Raw genomic sequence first — 20,788 nt, forward strand, 5'->3', positions numbered from 1 at the left:
AAGCAAGGAAGATATATGGACGAACTGAGAAGCAAAAATGCATTCATCTGCGATATGGACGGCGTGATTTATCACGGCAGCAGGCTGCTGCCCGGCGTGCTGGAATTTGTGCAGTGGATGCAGAACGAAAATAAAAAATTTCTGTTTCTGACGAATGCCAGCGCGCGCACTCCGCGTGAGCTGGACCAAAAACTGGCGCGCATGGGGCTGGATGTTGACGAAAGTCATTTTTATACCAGTGCGCTCGCAACAGCGGCGTTTCTTGCCAGCCAGAAGCCGAACGGCTCGGCGTATGTGATCGGCGACGCCGGAATGATTCACGCGCTGTATGACGTCGGCTACTCAATCAACGACACCAACCCCGATTATGTTGTCGTCAGTGAAAGCGCAAATTATGATTACGCCCGGATATCCCAAGCCACGCGGCTGGTGAATGAAGGCGCTAAATTAATCGGCACCAATCCCGACCTGACCGGGCCGACGGAAGGCGGTGTGCTTGTTCCGGCGACCGGCGCGCTGCTCGCGCCGATTGAGCTCGCCACCAACTGCAAAGCCTATTATGTCGGCAAGCCGAATCCGCTGATGATGCGCCACGCACTGAAACACCTCGGCATCCGGCGCGAAGAAACGGTGATCGTCGGCGACCGGATGGATACTGATATCATCGCCGGAATTGAAGCTGAGATCTCCACCGTGCTGGTGCTGAGCGGCGTCACCCGGCCGGCCGACCTGGCGCGCTTCGCCTACCGCCCGCAATACACGCTCAACGGCGTCGGCGATATCGTTCCGTAAACGCTGCGGAGTGCGCAGGCATGCCTGCGCACTCCGTTTTTTTACTCGGTACCGCCCTGCAGGCGATAGAAGGCGGCGCTGCCTTTCGGGGTGAAGTCGATGAACACTCTGCGCCTTGACATGATCTCCCTGTTTTCTTTTGCCTCGCAGCCGCCTTCTGCTAAAATTCTTTAGATGAAAAGAACACCGGTGATTTTAGAAGAGATCGGCATCTGGCTGCGCGGACGGTTTACGCTGACGCATGAGGAGAAAAAATGGCTGCTCATGATTCTGGTGATCTGTCTGACCGGCTTAACGGCGCGGTATTTTTATCTGAAAACTCAACCGGCGGAACAAACCGCGGAGGCTGCCGATTAACCCTGAAATGATGTTTTTAGTGTTTACGGTGTGCGGCGGACTGGCGCTGTTTATCTTCGGTATGCACACCATGACCGACGGGCTGAAAACATGCGCCGGCAGCCAGTTGCGCCGTATTCTGGCGCGCGCAACGCGCAATAAGGTGAGCGGACTCGGCTTTGGCACACTGCTGGGTTTATTAGTCCAAAGCACTGCCGCCACCGTGATGCTCGGCGGGTTTGTGAACGCCGGTTTAATTACGCTGCCGGCGTCGATTCCGGTGATGCTCGGCGCAAACATCGGCACAACATTTGCAGCACAACTGATCTCGTTCCGGCTGGCGGATTATTGTTTTGCCGGGATTACGCTCGGGCTGTTCATTATGATGGCGGGCGTAAAAGAGCGCATTAAAAGCATCGGCAACGCACTGCTCGGCTTCGGACTGCTGTTCCTCGGTATGTCCATTATAACCGGCGCCATTACGCCGTACCGTGATACGTTTGCTCCGCTGTTTGAGCATATCGACGGCGCAACGGTATACGGGATGACAAACGGCATCCTGCTGTCGACGGCGGTGACCATTATCATTCAGAGCAGCAGCGCAATGATCGGAATCAGCTTTGCATTGATTGAGGCCGGTGTGATTACCGGTCTGCCCGGTGTTTTTCCGGTGCTGATCGGCGCCAACATCGGAACGTGCGTGACCGTTTTGTTTACGACGTTCGGGTCGAGCGCTGATGCGCGCCGCAGCGCGGCTTCACATCTGGTGTTTAATGTTTTCAGCGGCGCCGCTGCCGCGCTCACCGCGCCGCTTTTTTACAAATGGATTCCGCTGACGCACGGCGACCTGATTCATCAGGCGGCTAATGCAAATACGATTAAAATGATCGTCACGGCAGTGCCGGCGCTGATGTTTATGCCCGCGTTCACTGCGCTGCTCCGTAAGCTGGTGCCGTCGAAACAGGCGCCGGCGCCGGTCAGCTTCCTCGATGAAACTCTTTTTCCAACGCCGGAACAGGCGATTCATGCGGTGATGCGCGAACTGCAGCGTACGGTAAATCTCTGCCGCGATTCACTGGCACTTGATCAACAGCTGCTGAGAATACCGGCGAATAAACTGATCCGGGCGATTCATCAAAACGAAAAAAATATTAATGCCGTCAAACTTGCGATACTGGATTATATTCAGCGCATTACTTCGCGGGTTTTGTCGCGTCGGCAGACCATTCTGCTGCAGCATCTCGACCGGTGCAACGACGAGGTTGAACGCATCGGCGACCATCTGGCGGAGCTTTGCGATCTGACGGAGGATGTCCGCCCGTACATTAAACGAAACGTCTGCGCACCGTGCTGGGAAGAAATTCAACTGCTCTACGGGCAGATCGGCATCATTTTAAACAACCTCAGTGTTTCGCTTGACCCGGATCACGAAAACTACGAACAGTTTGCCGAGCGGATTTTGACGGCGCGCGATGAATATGTTGAGAAAAGTGTGGCGATCAAAGACAACATTACTGAGCGCGCCGGAAAGAAAAATTTTCCGCCGATGCTCGGCATTTATCTCACCTCGATGATTACAGCGTGTGATAAAATTGCGAAGCACAGCAAAACGATTGCCGGTGCGCAGAAAAAACCGTTTTTCTGGCTCAAAACAAACCGGCTCGACCGGCTCTCCGGCGAATATTCCGAAAAACAAATATTCGAAAAACTCGATTCGGATGAATATCTGGATTCAAGGCCGTAAGCTGGCGGAATAAGAGAGCGGTGGAACGCGACCTCCGGGCGCGTTTTTATTTAATCAATCCGCCTCACCATGAATTATTTTTGGATAAACCCACAGCCAGTCATCGGCATACTGACATAAATTTGCGGCCGCCGGATTCCTGCGAATATACCCTGCTTTCTCCAGATATTCCTTATCGTTGCGGATGCGATGATCGAAAAAATTGTCCTGCCATAGAATGCCAGAATTGACCGCATGATATCGTTTCCAGTTTCCTGTAATCAGCGCCATTTTTTCATGCGGAGGGAATGTTACTAATGCATGAATATGATCCGGCATAATCATGAAAAGGTGTACAAACCATTTTTTCTGTTTTTGATAAATCAAAACGGAATCCAGCAATTGCGGCGCAACATCCGGATCCGTCAAAATTTTCTGATTCTTTTTATGACATCGAATCCGGATGTGAAAAACTTCACCGGGAGGAATCCAGCATGGCACAGTATGAAACAACCGCGACGGATAATTCTTTTTCACACATAAAGAATAGCGCGCCCGGAGGTCGCGCTCCACCGTTTTCTTTAAAAGAAGACGGGTAAAAAATTTCAGGCTTCAAGTTTTAAGTTTCATCCTTATAGTCTCCGCATGATTTCAGCAGTAATTTTTGATTTTGACGGCGTGATCGTTGATTCCGAACGGCTTCACTGGCAGGCATTCAACATGGTCATGAAACCCCGCGGAAAAGAAATTTCGTGGGATGATTATGTGAATGTGTATATCGGCTTCGACGACCGCGATGCATTCCGCCGGACATTCCCCGGCATTTCCGCCAGTGAACTGGATCAGCTGATCGCTGAAAAGGCCGGGCTGTTTCAGACGCTGGTGCAACATTCCGGCGCCGATCCTTTGCCGGGCTCCGTCGAACTTATAAACCACCTTTCCGGCAGACTGCCGGTTGCCATCTGTTCCGGCGCGCGGAAAACCGATATTGAACCGGTGCTGAGAAAACTCGGTATCGCCGATGCATTTGATGTGATCGTTACGTCAGAAGACACACACGTCAGTAAGCCCGATCCGGCGCCGTACCGCAAAGCCTGGGAAATTCTCAGCCGGAAATTTCCGGCTCTGACAACTCCGGCGCAAGCCGTTGCAATTGAAGATACGCCCGCCGGAATACAATCTGCTCAGGGTGCCGGACTCCGTACACTCGCCGTGACGAACAGCTATCCGCCGGAACTGCTTGTGACGTTTGCCGATGCTGTCACTAACTCGCTCGAAGGACTTACGCTCGAAGAATTGAACCGCGTAATAGCGTAGGCAGGACAAGCATCTTCTCTGTCCATATTTGCAGAGTTGTGGGGCAGACATTCCTGTCTGCCCGTTTTGCACAGACAGGAATGTCTGCGCCACATTTGCCGCGCCGGCGTGGACAGGCCGGATGCCTGTCTTGCATTTATGCGGTCGAAGACAGAACACCACGGCTTTAGCCGTGGATGAATGAGTCTCCTGATTGCCGCGAACGCAAAGTTTCGCGGCGTTCAGGTCAGCTCCGAGAGGAGCTGTGATGAAAAAAGAACCCCGAGTTTACTCGGGGGTATCTATGCATTGAGAACGAATGAACAGCGCCCCGGAGTTTTGTGGGCGAAAATCAGTTCAAAATCAGTGACTTCGTCCGCCGCCGGAAAAAATGTATCGGTTTCGGTAAAGCGTACATCGTTTTTCAACAAGGCAAAAATTTCTTCGAAGTAGGGTAAATGATCTGTCGCGGCATGAATTTTTCCGCCGGGCTTCAGCGTACGTGCCAGCGCGTTCATAAACGGTTCATTGAAAATCCGGTTATGATGATGTTTTTCTTTCGGCCACGGATCGGGGAAAAAAATATAATATGTATCGACGCTTTGCGGCGGAATTAAAAATGTCGTGGCGTAATAGCCGTCAACGCGAAAGAGCCGGATGTTGTACCGGTGTGCGCGCAGTGCTTTCCGGTCGATCCGTTGAATACGGTTCAGCAGCCGGTCAATTCCCAGAAAATTGATTTCCGGAAATTTTGCCGCGCGCGCCAGCAGGAACCGCCCCATGCCGCAGCCGAGGTCCACTTCAAATTTCCGTTCGGGATATTCAAACTCCGCCGCAAAATTAAACGGCGTTAACCATTCTTCGGGAAACACGCGCAAGGTTTCTTTTGTAAATTCTTTCATGTGCAGAAAATTAAATTCGAAGCACGAAACCCGAAATCCGAAATAAATTCACAATCAGAAATTAAAAATTAGAATTTTTGATATTTTAATTTATTTCGTGCTTCGCATTTAGAATTTCGAATTTTTCCTAAAACGGAATGAAATTTGTTTTCGGGGTGATCCGTTCAATGACTGCGGCGATAAGTTTTGAAACGGCCGCGAGGTCGTCAAGGCTGAGCAGTTCGCACGGGCTGTGCATGTAGCGCAGCGGGATACTGATGAGCGCGGTGGCAACGCCGGCGCGGTTGAGTTGAATCGCGTTGGCATCCGTGCCGGTGCCGCGCGCTTCAGCGACAATCTGTACCGGAATTTTTTCTTCTTTCGCCGTTTTAATAATCAGCTCAAACAGTTTGGGATTAATGTTCGGTCCGCGCGTAACGACCGGTCCGCCGCCGATTTCCACTTTGCCCTCCTGATTCACAGTGCTGCCGAGATTCGGATGATCGGTGGCAAAGGTGACGTCCACCGCAATTCCCACATCCGGCGCAATGCCGAATGCCGCCGTGCGTGCGCCGCGCAGTCCAATCTCTTCCTGTACAGTGGCAACCGCGTGAACTTCGCATTGTGTTTTTTTCTTTGCGAGCAGCCGCGCGGTTTCGAGTACCGCGAATGCGCCGGCGCGGTCATCGAGTGCACGGCCGACCACACGGTTATTGATCAGTTCTTCAAAGCCGTACTGCACAACCAGCGGATCACCGATGCTGACGAGTTTTTCAGCTTCTTTTTTATTTTTTACGCCGATGTCCACCCACAGGTCTTTAATTTCAGAAACTTTTTTCCGCTGTTCCGGCTCCTGCAGGTGAATCGCGATTTTTCCGACGACGCCGCTGATTGTTTTTCCACCGTTGCCGATAATATGAACACGCTGGCCCTGCGCAATCTGCGGGTCCCACCCGCCGACCGGCGCAATCCAGAGAAACCCTTTATCGTCAATATTTGAAATCAGAAACCCGATTTCATCATAATGGCCGGAAAGCATCACTTTCACTTTACCGCCTTTATTCACTACCGCATGCGAATTGCCGTGTACATCCGTTTCGACTTTGTCGGCGAACGGTTTCGCATATTTTTTCCAGACAGCCGCGGCGCAGTTTTCGTAGCCGGACGGGCTGATGGCATTAATCATGCCGGCGAGAAATTCCTTTGATGTTCTGTTCATATTTTTCCTCTGAATAAATGATGTATTATCTGAGAACAGGAAATAAAAGCGATTAATTTTTTACAGTGGATTCCCTGATGATAATTTCGGTTTCAATTTCTTTAAATCCCGGTTCGTATGGGATTTCTTTAGCGAGAATTTTCAATAACAGATCAATGGCTTCGTACGCCTGTCTACTAACCGGGCGGTTAACCGAAGTTAACGGAGGGATGGTGTGTTGAGCCAAACTGGAATTATCGAATCCGATTACGGCGATATCTTCGGGAACACGTTTCCCTATTTCTTGCAGTGCGCGAATGCAAAGTGCGGCGAGTTCATCGGATGGGCAGAAGACGGCATCAATTTCGTCGATGCACCGAAGCTCCTGCATAAAATTCCGCACCGCTTCCGGCAGGCAGCGCACAGTCCGGATAAATTCTGGCGATACCGGCAGCCGGTGGTTTTCAATCGCTGTTTTATACCCGTTTATACGGTCGATAATGCACTGGATATGCCGAAGTTTTTCCGGAATCAGCATCATGATTTTTTTCCGTTTGATGCCAACCAAATGGTCAATGGCCTGCTGTGCGGCTTTGTGATTATTAATGTCAATACACGGAACTTTTTTTTCAGCTTCTGCGGTGTGTCCCAGCAGGACAATCGGGAACTCCGGAGCTGCGATATTTAAAAATTCTGTATGATTTTCTGACGGTGTCAGATAAATCATGCCGTCCAGCAGATCGGGTTTAAAGTCGTTCGATTTCAGTGGCACCGGAGAATCTTCGCGCCGGTCATGAATGACCAGATCGTAGTTTTCAAATTTTGGATGGGATAAAATGATGTTGGTGAATTGTCCCATCACCTGATTTTCATAGGCGATCTGGTCAGATGACAGGGCATGATGGTTGATGTGAATAAACGACAGCCCGACCAGGTTTGTCCGCTGGCTGCGCACAGCTTTTGCCAGCCGGTTCGGGCGGTATCCCAGTTGCTGTGCCGCATTTTTCACTTTTAGAATCATCTTATCCGAAACGGGAAATTCATGTAATTTATCATTCAGGACGCGCGAAACAGTCGCTTTGCTGACGTTACAGTAACGGGCGATGTCCCCGAGTGTTATCCGGTCGTTATTGCGTTTCCTGGATTTCTTTATTTTCATAAAACACTTTCTATTTTGATTACAGTAAGTTTTACAGTTGTCTAGATAATATGAATGGATAATGAAAAATTTTCAAATAAAAACATGACAAAATAAAAAATATGATCTATCAATGACGACGATTACAGTATTGCAATATTTAAAACGTTATGACTTATTCAAATTGGCAGGCAGAATGGATACGGATCGGCTGGGGGAATCAGGTTCCGCTGTTACGGTGCATATTTTTCGTCGATGCTCCGGTGGTCAAAGCGGTTTTGCGCGGAACGGCGCTGGGTGTTTGTGAATTGCGATTAAACGGTGAAAAAGTCGGCGACACACACCTGCTGCCGGGCTGGACGGATTATCGCAAGCGGCTTTATTATCATGAATTTGATGTAACCGGGCAAATTACTGCCGGAAAAAATGTGTTCGGCGCTATTCTCGCACCCGGCTGGTTTGCCGGATTTTTCGGCCCGTTTAACGACAAAGGATATTACGGGCACGACGCCTGGTTTTCTGCCGAACTGGAATTGAATTATACCGACGGTTCAACAGAACTGATTCGTACAGGTGAAACGTGGAAAGGCGCAGACAGCCCGATTCGGTCAGCAGATCTTCTGATGGGGGAACATTATGATGCGCGCTGTGAGCTGCCGGAATGGGATCAGCCGGACTTTGATGACCGCAAATGGATTCCGGTGAGAATTTTGCGGTGCGGCGAAGAACGGCTTCCGGAACGGATTGAAAAATTTCCCGGTGCGCCGGTAAAAACGATTGCCGAACTTTCGACGGTAAATGTGAGCGAACCGCACGCCGGAGTTTTTGTATTTGATCTCGGGCAGAACATGGTCGGCGTTGTGCGAATCAACGTGAACGTATGCGCCGGAACAGAACTTATAATTAAATACGGCGAAATGTTGAATGCCGATGGAACAGCGTATACGGCAAATCTTCGTTTCGCGAAAGCGGTTGACCGGTATACTGCCAAAGGCGGCGGTAAAGAAACCTGGCAGCCGCGATTTACTTTCCACGGTTTCCGGTATGTTGAAATTCACGGACTTTCCGAAAAACCGGCGCTAAAAACGGTAACCGGGCTCGTTTGGATGTCGGCGCTAAAAGAAACGGCGACGTTTGAATGTTCGAACGAAAAGGTAAATCAACTGTTCCGCAATATTCAATGGGGCTTTCGCGGTAACTATCTGGAAGTTCCAACGGATTGCCCGCAGCGCGACGAACGGCTTGGCTGGACCGGGGATGCACAGATGTTTATCCGCTCTGCTTCATATCTGGCGGATATCCGTCCATTTTTTAAAAAATGGCTGATTGATCTGCATGATGCACAACATGAAACCGGCGGTTATCCGGATATGGCGCCGTTTATGGGACGAATGAATTATGCGAGTGCCGCGTGGAGCGACGCCGGAATTATCTGTCCATATGTTTTATGGCAGGCGTATGGCGATTTAGAATTTATTCGTCCGTGGTGGCCGCAGATGAAAAAATTCATGCAGCTGATCTGTTCCGAAAATAATTCGCATAACGGGACCGATGCGGTTTCTTACGGCGACTGGCTGCACTTTAATTCAGAAACGCCGGTGCGGTTGATCGGTCTGGCTTATCGCGCATACGATGCACAGTTGATGCAAGAAATGGCCGGAGCGCTTGGCGCAAAAGATGATGCTGAAATTTTTTACGGCGAAGCAGAACAAAGCCGGTTGTTATTCCGCAACTGCTTTTTTGCCGGCAATGAAATTGCCGTTAAAACACAGACTGCCTGTTCGTTGGCGATTGCAATGGATTTGCTGGACGGTGAAGATTTAGAAAAAACGAAAGAATGTTTGATTCGGTTGCTCGAAGATCATGATGGATATTTAACCACCGGATTTGTCGGTACGGCATATCTCTGTCCGGCGCTCACAAAATCTGGTCGGCATGATTTAGCCGTTCAACTGCTGCTGAACGAAGGATATCCGTCATGGCTGTATGAAGTGAATAACGGAGCGACAACCATTTGGGAACGGTGGAACAGCTGGACAAAAGAAAACGGATTCGGGGATGTTGGAATGAACTCATTCAACCATTATGCATTTGGTGCCGTTTGCGAATGGATGTTTGAATCGCTCGCCGGGATCCGTCCGGCAGCTCCGGGATTTAAGAGGATTACAATTGCACCCGGATTTACAGACCGGTTGGATTTTGTGCGTGCATCCTATAATTCTGTCGCCGGAAAAATTTCTGTTGAATGGGAGAAAACCGCCGGCGGTTTTATGCTTAAACTTGTGACTCCGGCGGAGGCGGACGTGAAACTTCCCGGCGGACAGGAACGTGTTGGCGCCGGGGAATGGAGCTGGGAAGTTAAAGAGAAGTCATGATGAAAAAACATCAAGTTCATAACCCGTTGCCGGAAGATCATGTCCCTTTTAAAATCAGGATCGGCTGGGGATTCGGCGGTGTGGCGGACAATTATATTATTAACTCACTTAATTCGCTGGGTTTATTGCTCTATGTTGATTTTTTTAAAATGAATCCGGTACTCGCCGGAGTGGCGATGTTTATTCCGCGGCTGTTCGATGCGTTGACGGATCCGGTTGTTGGAAATATTTCTGATAACACCCGCAGCCGGTGGGGACGCCGGCGGCCGTATATGGTATTCGGTGCAATTCTGTCGGCGCTTATTCTGCCATTCATCTGGATGCCGCCGTTTTCCGGCAGTGCCGGAAATGTGTGGTATTTGAACGGTCCGTTTTTCTGGCTGACGGTAATCGGATGTATTTATGCACTGACCTATACATTTTATGTTGTTCCGTATACAGCACTTGGTTATGAGTTGACGAACGATTATGACGAACGCACACGTGTGCTGGCGTGGCGCATGTATATCGGGCTTGCCGCGAGCATGACGGTTCCATGGCTGTACCGGCTTTGCAAGCTGGATGTTTTTTCGAATGAAATTATCGGCGCGCGCTGGGTCAGTGTCGGCGTCGGTGTGATCGTTATTATCACCGGACTTCTGCCGGTTCTTGCGTGCAAAGAACGGGATGATGTGAAAAAGCAGGAGACACTAAACATTGTCACCGCGCTGAAATATACGCTGACAAACCGGCCGTTCCTGATTCTGCTGATTGCATACCTGATTGTAATTATCGGATTGTTTTCTGCTGGAAATCTCGGATTTTTCATCAACATTTATTATGTGTGTTCCGGCGATAAAGTATTTGCCGGAAAACTCGGTGGAATCACCGGAACTGTCGGTGCGGTTGTTTCTTATCTAAGCATGTTCGTTGTCACGGCGGTGTCGGTGCGGTTCAGCAAGAAAAGCGGGATGATTCTCGGACTGATCTTGGCACTTGCCGGCGTGATCGGATCGTGGTGGGTGCTTGATCCACGCTGGCCGTATGCGCAATTAATCACCACCGTAATTTCAATGCTCGGGCTACAGGGCTGCTGGCTGATGGTCAGTTCAATGGTCGCCGATATTTGCGATGAAGATGAGCTGAAAACAGGATTGCGGCGGGAAGGAATGTTCGGCGCAGTGAACGGCTTTGTTTTAAAAGCGGCGCTGGCGTTAACGTCGTTAATTGGCGGCTGGCTGCTGGCCTGTTCCGGATTTGATCCGGACGGCGCAAATTCCGGCGGTATTTCCATTGATACTGCGCTCATGATGAAAAACCTGATTGTCGGGTTTCAGGCGGTTTCACTGCTGATCGCAATTATCATTTTTATTTTTTACCCGATTTCACGCCAGCGCGCCGAAAAAACGCGCCGGATTCTTGATGAAAGGAAACAGAATGAATATCTGTCCGAATAAAGGAATGTTAATTGCCGCCGGAATGGCATCCATTTCCGGCGCGACAGCTGCAGCGCAGACGCGCCCGAACTTCGTACTCATACTGACGGACGATCAATCGTGCCATCTCGGCATGCTCGGCACACCGGGGATTCAGACACCGAATATTGATGCACTGGTAAATCACGGTGTGTTTTTTACAAAGGCTTATTCTGCCGCAGCGTCCTGTTCGCCGTGTCGCGGCGCGATCCTCACCGGAATGTATCCGCATTCAAACGGACACTGGCGGAATGCTGTTGCGCCGGAACTTGCAGATGCTGACGTCGAGTTTTCGCGTGCTTCAAAAATTTTCGATCAGGTCGGTGTTCATGAAGATCTTCCGACGCTGATCGAACTTCTGGATCAAAACGGATATATTACCGGCATTACGGATAAATTTCATTTGAGTCCGCCGTGGAAGTATCCGTTTACATATCGTTTTCCGGTCGGATTCAGCCCGCAAGAGCACGCGCGCGTGGCAATGGAATTTATTAATAAACTGGATGACCGCCCGTTCTTTCTGATGGCCAACATCCGCAACACGCACCGTCCGTACCGGCTGCACATAAAACATTCCGGACTTCCCGAAGTTTCACCGGCCGATGTTGTTATTCCGCCGAACTGGCCGGATACAGAAATTATGCGTGAGGATTATGCGGAATATCTGAGCACAGTTGAGCATTGCGATGCCATTATCGGCGCGATTCTTCAGTCGCTGGAAAAAACGGGCAAAGCAGGGCATACTGTGATCATTTACAGCAGCGATCAGGGGTTCGGTTATCACCGCGCAAAAGCAACCATGTACGACTGGGGGATTCATGTCCCGCTTTCATTCACCGGCCCCGGCATTGTCTCCGGTGTGCAGAACACTGTACCGGTCAGTCATATTGATATTGTACCGACGATGCTGGATTTTGCCGGAATTCGCACTCCGAAAACAGTACAGGGGCTTTCTCTGCGCGGGATTCTTTCCGGCGCTTCGACAGAACTTGCGCGTAACTATGTGGCATCCGAGCATAATGCGCATGGACCGGCACCCAGTGAGTATTACCCGATCAGGACAATTACCGACGGCCGTTTCCGCTACATTCGCAACCTGCGTCATGAAATAGTTCCTGATTATCCGATTGACCGGTTTGAAATGGATGAAGAGTTTAAAAAAATTCCTAAAATGATTCCGTGGCTGCCCTGGGATTGTGTTCCCGGTGAACCGTGGGGAAACCGCGCTTTTGGTGAGATTATCAAACACAAAAAACAGTATCCTGAACTTCATGAATTACTGAACTCGACGTTTTTTCGACCGGAAGAGGAATTGTACGACCTCGAAAACGATCCGTATGAAATGCATAATTTAGCAGGGAATCCTGAACATCGCGAAACGCTTCGGCGAATGCGCAATGCTCTAAGCGACTGGATGCACCGTACCGGCGATGATGGCGATCCGCGGAAACATCCTCGCCGCTCATAACGGTCAAAAATAAGGAGAAAAAAATGAAAAGACATGTCATCGAAGGATTATTTGCTGCCGGAATTTTTTCTATGGCCGGCGGTGCGGTTTCCGCGCAGGAGAAAAAACCGAATATCATTGTAATTTTTACGGATGATCAGGGCTGGGCTGATCTCGGCATTCATGGTGCGGTGGATGATATCCGGACGCCGCATCTGGATCAGCTGGCGCGCGATGGCGCGCTTTGCACCAGCGGATATGTAACGGCGCCGCAATGTGCCCCGTCGCGCGCCGGCCTCATGACCGGAAAATATCAGCAGCGGTTCGGTTTTGATCATATTCCTGATGGACCGTTGCGGCTGGAGGAAATCACCGTGGCTGAACGTTTGAACGATGCCGGGTATACAACCGGCATGGTTGGCAAATGGCACCTGGAACCGAATCACACCTGTGTAACCTGGGGGCGTGAAGTCTGCCCGGATAAAGTAGACGGCAACAAAGTTATTCCACCGGGTGAGCTGGTGATGAAGTATTTTCCGGAGCATCAGGGCTTTGATGAATATTTTAAAGGCGAGATTCAGCGCTACTGGATTAATTACGGACTGGACGGAAAAAACCGGGCGCGCAACGGAGAGTGGATTACCATTCCGGAATTCCGCATAGACACGCAGACAAAAGCGGCGCTGTCTTTTATTGACCGGAATAAATCAAAACCGTTTTTTCTTTATCTCGCGTACTTTGCGCCGCACGTTCCGCTGGAAGCATCCAAGAAATATCTGGACCGGTTTCCCGGCGAAATGCCGGAACGCCGGCGTTATGCATTGGCCATGATGTCGGCGGTGGATGACGGCGTCGGCGAAATCCGCAAAAAACTGACCGATTACAGGATCGACCGGAACACGCTGATCTTTTACATCGCGGATAACGGCGCGCCGTTAAAAATTGATATGGAAGATCTGCCGGTGTCTGTGCCGCACGGTGCCTGGGACGGTTCAATGAATGTTCCGTGGGTCGGCGAAAAAGGAATGCTGATGGAGGGCGGAATCCGTGTGCCGTATATTGTCACCTGGCCGGAAAAAATTCCTGTCGGCACAGTAATCAGCGACCCGGTGATTTCCCTGGATATGGCAGCAACAGCTGTTGCCGCTGCCGGATTACCGCCGGTGGAAGAGTTCGATGGAATTGATCTGATTCCGCATCTGCGCGCCGGTGCGGTGCCGGAACGTGATCTATGCTGGCGGTTCTGGCAGCAGAGTGCCATCCGGCGAGGAAAATGGAAATATCTCCGGCTGACGGACGGGCGCGAATTTCTTTATGATATGGACAACGATGTTCACGAAAAAGAAAACCTGGTTTCGCAATATCCTGAAAAAGCGGGACAGCTTCGCGCTGCATGGCTGAACTGGGCGCAGGGAATGCGGCCCGCCGGATTTCCTGCTGGAAAAATGAACGATCAGGAAGTTCTCTGGTACAACCATTATTTAAATCTCAAAAAGGATGTTCAGTAATGACTTCACGCGAACGCATTGAGCGGGCAATCCGGTTTGAAACACCGGACCGGCTGCCGTTCAATTTCTGGATGGATCGCCGGAGAATGAATGAGCTGAATTCCAAATACGGCGAAGATTTCCGGGTTACCCGTTTCGACGCAGATGTTGTTGAGGCAATGTGCATGATCCCGTTTCCGACCGGACGGTTTGAAGAAAAGGCGGGATCGGCCTGGATGGTTGAACCGCTGTTCCGTGACTGGAATGAAACACTGCAGATCAGGCTGCCGGATCCTGAGGATACGAAGCTGACCGCACCGGCGGAAGCTGTATTAAAAAAATATCCGGATAAAGCGGTGATTGCTGATCTGCCGAATGTTTTGACGCATGTAGAAATGATGATGTCGCAGGCGGATTTTTATATGGACCTGATGGATGAACCGGAGTTGATTTCTGCATTCTTTCATCGCATGTCCGATGTGATGGCGGCAGTGGCAGAACGGTTATGCAAACTTGATATTACAGCGCTCTATGTGATGGACGATGTCGCGGCGAACAGCGGCCTGCTGATATCGCCGGCACAACTCCGCGAGTATATTCTGCCGCATTGGAAAAAAGTGATTGACGTTGCACACACATACAATAAGCCCGTTTTTTTTCACACAGATGGAAAAATAACGGAATTATATGATTTATTCGCCGATGAGTTGAACATCAGAATGCTGAATCCGGTTCAACCGGATTTGCAGGATGTCGGCAGTTTTTCCAGAACATATAAAGGACGCACCGGGATTTACGGCGGACTTTATACCGGACGGATTCACATGATGTCGCCGGTCGAAATTCGCGATCATGTGTTTGATTTGTTTGAGAAAGCCGGGCAGGGCGGCGGGCTGATTGTTTCGTCGCATGACCTGGATATATCCACAACCGAAGAGCAGTTGACTGTGCTGGTTGACGCAATTAAGGAGTGCAGATACGAATGAAAAAAACAGTTTTTACCGCAGTATTAATCTGCGCCGGAATTGCCGGCGCCAAAGGAACGGTCGATACAAACCTGACCTCGTTTTCCTTCTCTGCACAGCCGGCGGTGTCCCGCTGGTACAACGATTATCTGTCCAGATTTTTCACCGGGCGCGTGACGGAAAATGCAACATATTCGATGGAATATAAAGCCATTGCGGATGTATGGCTGAGCGGTGCTTTCTGGGACCGGCAACCGGTTCAGCTTTCCACCCGAAACCGTCTGCTGAACACGCCGATAAACAGCGAAGGGTTTATCTCTGCGCAGCAGCATCCGGCCAATTCACTGGACATCGGCTGGCCTTTTCCTGTCTGGCCGCAGGTGCCGGGCGGGCACAAAGGAATTTCTGCCGGCTGGCATTTTTATGATGAGCCGTGGCCGTGGGAACTGGTTATCAAAAATGTCCGCAATCATCCGAAGATGTATCCGGATGTTATGGGCGCTGCTGCCGCAAAGGCGTGGACGCTGGATCAGATGACCGATGGCGGGCTGATTCCCGCCCGGCGAGTCTGGAAACTTGACGCTGCCGGGACACATCCATCGCTCACGTCTCCGGCAGGCACAACGCTGGATGCATATAACTGCCCGTATATTCAAATCCGCTGGAGCAGTTCCGGTGCAATTGATGGCGAATATACGCCGTACATGGAATGGCTTGGCGGGGGCGAATCGAACTGGAGCGAAACGCGCCGGATGTATTTCTATCCCGAAAAAACACCGCTCAGCGAATCCACCGGCGGACTGTTCCATTCCAGTCTGCCGCTTTACCGGCATCCTGAATGGACCGGAAGAATTGAACGTATCCGGTTTACGTTTCCGACGGACGGAACGGCACGAACATTTTTTATTCATTCCATTTTTTCGCATTGGGACACCCGTCATCTGGTGAATAATGCCATCTATATTAAAGCGGCGAATGAATATTTCCGCTGGACCGGCGATTACGGTTTTCTCCGGCAGATCATGCCGCGTCTGCGGACAGCGCTCCGGTATATGATGGATGAGGGACATGCATTGGAATTAGATAACATTCGCTGCACCTGGCCGGGACACGACGGACGTCCGGGATATGATGTGGATGCGAACGGTAAAAAGACCTTTCGTATCGGTCACGGCAAAGGCGGAAATTACTGGGATCTTCTGCCGATGGGCTGGGATGATATGTATACAACGACGCATTATTACGCGTCGCTGCTGGTCATGGCACAGCTTGAAGAACTGGCGGCGGAGAATCCGGGCTGGGATGTGCCGGCAGGAGTTGCAAAATTTGATCCGGCTTTTCTTCGCGAACATGCAGCAAAAGTAAAAGAAAACACGAATAAAAAATTCTGGAATGATAAAGACAGGCGTTTCACCGGTTGTATTGATGCCGATGGTGTTGTGCGGGATTATGGTTTTACGTTCGTTAATCTTGAAGCGGTGTATTACGGCATTGCCAGTGGCGGGCATGCACGGGAAATTTTCAAATGGATTAACGGCGAACGGATCGTCCGTAACGATACGTCGCGCGGGAAAGATATTTATATCTTCCGGCTTGCGCCGCGTGCGACGACAAAACGTAATGTCGGATGGTACGGGCATTCATGGACAGGCCCGGAAACGCTTCCCTTTGGCGGACAGGTGCAGGACGGCGGTGCAGTACTTGGTTTTTCATTCTACGATGTGATGAGCCGTATCAAAATTCTTGGTGCGGATAATGCATGGAAACGGCTGATGGAAATTTATAACTGGGACGATGAGGTTCAAAAATACGGCGGCTACCGGAAATATTATGGCGATGGTAAAGGCGGGACAACACTTCAGGGCGGCGGCACCGCCGGCGGAATCGGAATTGATTTTGAGTTCACCGAAAGCAGCATGATTTCTGCCGTTATTCCGTTTGGTTTCATGGGCTTAAATCCGGATGGAAATGTGCTGAACATAATGCCGAACCTGCCGAAAGCCTGTCCGGAAATGACCGTGCGTAATCTGCGTTATCACGGTACGCCGCTCGATGTTACCGTTTCCGCACAGCGTGCAGAAATCCAGGTGAAATCCGCTCCACCGGCGGAGTTGAAAATCCGGTTTTCCGGCGGAGAGATTATTACAATCCGTGATGCCGGCAGATATCTGTTCGAAAGGGAGTTGAAGTGATAAAAACTAAACTGATTATGACTCTGAGTGCGGCGGCGCCGGTGTTGCTGGCGTCAGCGGCGCCGGTGCAGCGTCCGAATGTCATCTTTATTCTTTCTGATGATCACCGCGCTGATCTCATGGAATTTGCCGGGCATCCGCTGATCAAAACGCCGCATCTGAATTCCATGGCAGCCAAAGGAATTTATTTTCCGAATGCATTTGCAAACTCTCCGCTCTGCACACCGTCGCGGGCATCGTTCTTTTCCGGTAAATATTGCGAACGCACCGGCGCGCCGCGCATTGTAGAGTGTGCTTCCGGATTTCTGGAGCTGGAAAAAACGTTTCCGGAATATCTGCATGCCGCCGGTTATAAAACCGGATTCATTGGCAAGTGGCATCTGGGCGAAGGTAAGAAACCGAAGAAGGGATTTGATTACTGGGTCAGCTGGAACTGGGTCGGCGGAGATTTTGATTTTACTGTTTTTGCAAACGGCGTGCCGGTGAAAATTAACGGTTTTACCGATGACTGGACGTCACGGAAAGCCGCTGATTTTGTGCGGGAAAACGCCGGCAACAATCAGCCCTTTTTCCTTTATCTTGGATTGAAAGCGCCGCATCTGCCCTTTGCTTTTCCGGAACGGCTCAGCGGCGCATTTGACGGCATTGAAATTCCAAAGCCGGCAAGCTACGGCGAAGATTATGAGGTTACCGGAAAGCGCGGTCTCATCGGCACAGGAATCGGTGTTGAAACATTTGTCGGCGCGATCCCGAAATTTGGCAGCTGGGATAATTATTCAAAAAGTTACTATCGTGCAGCGCTGTCTATTGATGGTTCTGTCGGCAATGTTCTCGCCGCTGTCCGTGCCGCCGGAATAGAGGAGAATACAATTATTATTTATTCTTCAGATCATGGCTATCACATCGGAGAGCACGCGCTGACTGAAAAACATTATACATACCGGCATTCACTGCGGATTCCCATGGTGATGCAATATCCGGCGCTGATTCGCGGCGGGATAAAATCAGACGCGCTGGTGATGGGAATGGATATTGCACCAACTGTGCTGGAACTGTGCGGAGTTTCCGTTCCTGCGGATATGAATGGAAAAAGCTGGCTGCCGGTAGTGCAGAATAACGGCGCCGGCGGAGTTCATGAATATATCTACAGTGCACTGAATACGGCCGTAACAGAAGAACTGTTCCGTACAAACCTTTGTGTTGAGAATGATCGATATAAACTGATCTGGTTTCCGACACTTGATCATTATGAGCTGTTCGATACAAAAAATGATGTGGACGAAATGAACAATCTTGCGCGGAATGCGGCATACGCCGGCATTTTTGCTGAAATGAAACAGGCGCTCGAACAGAAAATTAAAGAAGCCGAGTGGGGACAGTCTGTTTCATCAGCATTGCCTGCCGGTGTTTATGTCCTCGGTCCGGTGATGACTGCGGATGACGCTTCTGTGCGAAAGAGTATTTTTTCCTCTTCTGCGATTAATTACGATGATCCAATAAATGTTAATGGCCGGACGTATAATTGGAAATATATTAACAAATCAAATGTGGTGAATCTCACCGGACATTTTGAAAACAGAAAAGGCGCGCGCGGTTACATCGCATTTCCCGTTGAAAATCTCCAGCATTCAACAGGATTTCTGCGTCTTGCAATGAATGATAATAAGATTCCTTCCGCCGGCCTGTGGAACGGACGGGTAATTTATGTAAACAGAATCGGCGCGCAGCCGTTCAACTATGAACACAGCGGACTGCCGTGGTTTTTTGAATACTCTCCGCCGTTGCGACCGGGGCGGAACGATGTGGTTCTCGGGTTTATTGCGCAGGGCGAAGATGTGCCGCTGGTGTTCCCGCTGGCAGCATTGCGATTTGAAGGGAAGCTGGCGTTTCCGGTAAAATAATTTTTTATCGCGAATAAACATGAAAACAGGAGGAATAATAATGAAACGAAGAGATTTTATCGGAACTGCCGGCGCGGCAGCAGCACTGCCGATTTTGTCGCGTTCTGCCGGGAGGAAAGCCGTCCGCCGGCCGAATATTCTGTTTGTTTTTGCCGATCAGCTCCGCTCGATGGAACTCGGGTGTTATGGCGGGAAACAGGTGCGTACACCGAATATCGACCGGTTGGCAAAAGAAGGTGTCCGCTTTTCGCACGCGATCAGCACTTATCCGGTCTGTTCGCCGTTTCGCGGAATGCTGATGACCGGAAATTTTCCAATGAAAAACGGTATGGTCATGAATGATCATTTTATGAGAAATCCGTCGCCGTATTTCGCCGAAGTGTGCCGGGCGAACGGTTATCAGACCGGTTATATCGGCAAGTGGCATATCGACGGTCGCGGCCGGCAGGCGCATATTCCGCCGGAACGGCGGCGCGGGTTTGATTTTTGGCGTACGCTGGAATGTACCCATGACTATTTCAATTCGAACTATTACTTTCAGGATGAGACAACCATGCGGAAATGGGAAGGATATGATGCAGTTTCGCAGACCGATTGCGCCTGCGAATTTATTCAGCAGAATGCCGGTGCGGATCCGTTCTGCCTGTTTCTTGCGTGGGGGCCGCCGCATGACCCGTATATTGCTCCTCCGGAATATATAAAACGCTTTCCCCGTGAACGGATCCAGCTGCGTAAGAATGTGGATGATTTTAATGCTGCTGAAAAAATGTGGAGTGAAAGCGATACATTGCTACCGGAAAGCTATCAGGCAACGCGGAACGCATTTATGACAAATCTTCGCGACAAGTCAAACGCAGCGATCAAAACATGGTATCAGGGCTATTATGCGTCGATTGAAGTGCTTGATGATTGTATGGGACGTCTGCTGGATACACTGCAGCAGACCGGCCTGCTGGATGATACAATTATTGTGTTCACATCGGACCACGGAGACATCCTCGGTTCGCACCGGCAATACGGGAAAACACTGCCGTATGAAGAGTCCATCCGTATTCCGTTTATCGTGCGTTATCCTGAAAAAATAAAACCGGCAACCCGGACGGATGCACTGCTGGCACCGGTGGATATGATGCCGACGCTGCTTTCACTGGCCGGACTTGACTGTCCGCCGGTCGATGGAAAAGATATCAGCAGAGCCATGCAGGGACGCGAGGAGGAGCTGCAGGATGCGGTTCTGATTATGCGAATGGTCTGGTTGAGTACGAACTGGATTACCAACGGCAGCGGCCCGTGGCGCGGTGTTCGCACAAAACAGTATACGTATGCCCGCCGTTCCGATACCGGCGCGCCGTGGATGCTTTTTGATAATGAAAAGGATCCGCAGCAGTTACAAAATCTGATTAATACTCCGGCATACGCCGGACTGGTAAAACAGCTCGATGCGAAAACGGATGAACTTTTGAAAGCAGCCGGCGACCCGGAAGACCCGGTAAAGATTGCAAACCTGATCTGGCAGGAGCGTGCTCAAATGAAAATGCCGATCAGCCGCGATGTGCTTTTCCCTGAGAAAATTCCGGCGGGCTCGGGATTCTATTCATAAGGA

At 50.4% G+C, this 20,788-nt stretch carries 16 protein-coding genes; 12 read left to right on the plus strand and 4 right to left on the minus strand.

The window, feature by feature from the left end; translation table 11 throughout:
• The first annotated feature begins 15 nt into the window (after positions 1–15).
• The 3 genes from WC959_05690 (at position 16) to WC959_05700 (ending at position 2,872) form a co-directional block, all read left to right on the plus strand.
• Positions 16–792 carry an HAD-IIA family hydrolase gene (locus WC959_05690; protein ID MFA5688620.1) on the plus strand — a complete coding sequence of 259 codons (777 nt, stop codon included), beginning with the start codon at positions 16–18 and terminating at the stop codon, positions 790–792.
• Between the two features lie 174 nt (positions 793–966).
• Positions 967–1,149: a hypothetical protein gene (locus tag WC959_05695; GenBank protein ID MFA5688621.1), complete on the plus strand. Its 183-nt coding sequence runs from the start codon at positions 967–969 to the stop codon at positions 1,147–1,149.
• Positions 1,150–1,156: 7 nt separating this feature from the next.
• Entirely contained in the window at positions 1,157–2,872 is a 1,716-nt protein-coding gene (locus tag WC959_05700) for a Na/Pi symporter (GenBank protein MFA5688622.1), read from the plus strand.
• Positions 2,873–2,926: 54 nt separating this feature from the next.
• Here the strand turns inward: WC959_05700 and WC959_05705 are convergent, their stop codons facing one another.
• Positions 2,927–3,388, minus strand: coding sequence for a transposase (locus WC959_05705; GenBank protein MFA5688623.1), 462 nt, complete (start codon positions 3,386–3,388; stop codon positions 2,927–2,929).
• A 108-nt stretch (positions 3,389–3,496) separates the two neighbouring features.
• Here WC959_05705 and WC959_05710 point away from each other — a divergent pair, with 108 nt between their 5' ends.
• Positions 3,497–4,168, plus strand: coding sequence for an HAD family phosphatase (locus WC959_05710; GenBank protein MFA5688624.1), 672 nt, complete (start codon positions 3,497–3,499; stop codon positions 4,166–4,168).
• Between the two features lie 281 nt (positions 4,169–4,449).
• Here WC959_05710 and trmB read toward each other — a convergent pair whose 3' ends face one another.
• From trmB to WC959_05725, 3 genes are all read right to left on the minus strand, one after another.
• A complete protein-coding gene (gene trmB, locus WC959_05715) occupies positions 4,450–5,049 on the minus strand; it encodes a tRNA (guanosine(46)-N7)-methyltransferase TrmB (protein ID MFA5688625.1) in 600 nt (199 codons plus the stop codon).
• Positions 5,050–5,176: 127 nt separating this feature from the next.
• Positions 5,177–6,247, minus strand: coding sequence for a M42 family metallopeptidase (locus tag WC959_05720; protein MFA5688626.1), 1,071 nt, complete (start codon positions 6,245–6,247; stop codon positions 5,177–5,179).
• Positions 6,248–6,299: 52 nt separating this feature from the next.
• Complete coding sequence (locus WC959_05725; GenBank protein ID MFA5688627.1) at positions 6,300–7,385, minus strand: LacI family DNA-binding transcriptional regulator; 1,086 nt, start codon at positions 7,383–7,385, stop codon at positions 6,300–6,302.
• 149 nt (positions 7,386–7,534) lie between these two features.
• Between WC959_05725 and WC959_05730 the strand changes: the two genes are divergently transcribed.
• Genes WC959_05730 through WC959_05765 form a run of 8 tightly spaced genes read left to right on the plus strand, consistent with a single transcriptional unit; the run spans position 7,535 to position 20,785 of the window.
• Positions 7,535–9,739, plus strand: coding sequence for a family 78 glycoside hydrolase catalytic domain (locus WC959_05730; protein MFA5688628.1), 2,205 nt, complete (start codon positions 7,535–7,537; stop codon positions 9,737–9,739).
• Complete coding sequence (locus WC959_05735; GenBank protein ID MFA5688629.1) at positions 9,736–11,175, plus strand: MFS transporter; 1,440 nt, start codon at positions 9,736–9,738, stop codon at positions 11,173–11,175. The genes WC959_05730 and WC959_05735 overlap by 4 nt, the downstream gene beginning before the upstream one ends.
• Positions 11,141–12,661: a sulfatase gene (locus WC959_05740; protein ID MFA5688630.1), complete on the plus strand. Its 1,521-nt coding sequence runs from the start codon at positions 11,141–11,143 to the stop codon at positions 12,659–12,661. Before WC959_05735 ends, WC959_05740 begins: the two co-directional genes overlap by 35 nt.
• A 23-nt stretch (positions 12,662–12,684) precedes the next feature.
• A complete protein-coding gene (locus tag WC959_05745; protein ID MFA5688631.1) occupies positions 12,685–14,148 on the plus strand; it encodes a sulfatase-like hydrolase/transferase in 1,464 nt (487 codons plus the stop codon).
• Positions 14,148–15,113 (plus strand): uroporphyrinogen decarboxylase family protein, encoded by a 966-nt coding sequence (locus WC959_05750; protein MFA5688632.1) that lies wholly within the window; start codon positions 14,148–14,150, stop codon positions 15,111–15,113. The genes WC959_05745 and WC959_05750 overlap by 1 nt, the downstream gene beginning before the upstream one ends.
• Positions 15,110–17,284 (plus strand): glycosyl hydrolase family 65 protein, encoded by a 2,175-nt coding sequence (locus WC959_05755; protein MFA5688633.1) that lies wholly within the window; start codon positions 15,110–15,112, stop codon positions 17,282–17,284. The genes WC959_05750 and WC959_05755 overlap by 4 nt, the downstream gene beginning before the upstream one ends.
• On the plus strand, positions 17,281–19,185 hold the full coding sequence (locus tag WC959_05760) for a sulfatase-like hydrolase/transferase (protein MFA5688634.1): 1,905 nt from the start codon (positions 17,281–17,283) through the stop codon (positions 19,183–19,185). The genes WC959_05755 and WC959_05760 overlap by 4 nt, the downstream gene beginning before the upstream one ends.
• Before the next feature lie 40 nt (positions 19,186–19,225).
• On the plus strand, positions 19,226–20,785 hold the full coding sequence (locus tag WC959_05765; protein ID MFA5688635.1) for a sulfatase: 1,560 nt from the start codon (positions 19,226–19,228) through the stop codon (positions 20,783–20,785).
• Positions 20,786–20,788 lie beyond the last annotated feature (3 nt).

Source organism: Kiritimatiellales bacterium (assembly GCA_041656295.1).
Taxonomy (GTDB): domain Bacteria; phylum Verrucomicrobiota; class Kiritimatiellia; order Kiritimatiellales; family Tichowtungiaceae; genus Tichowtungia.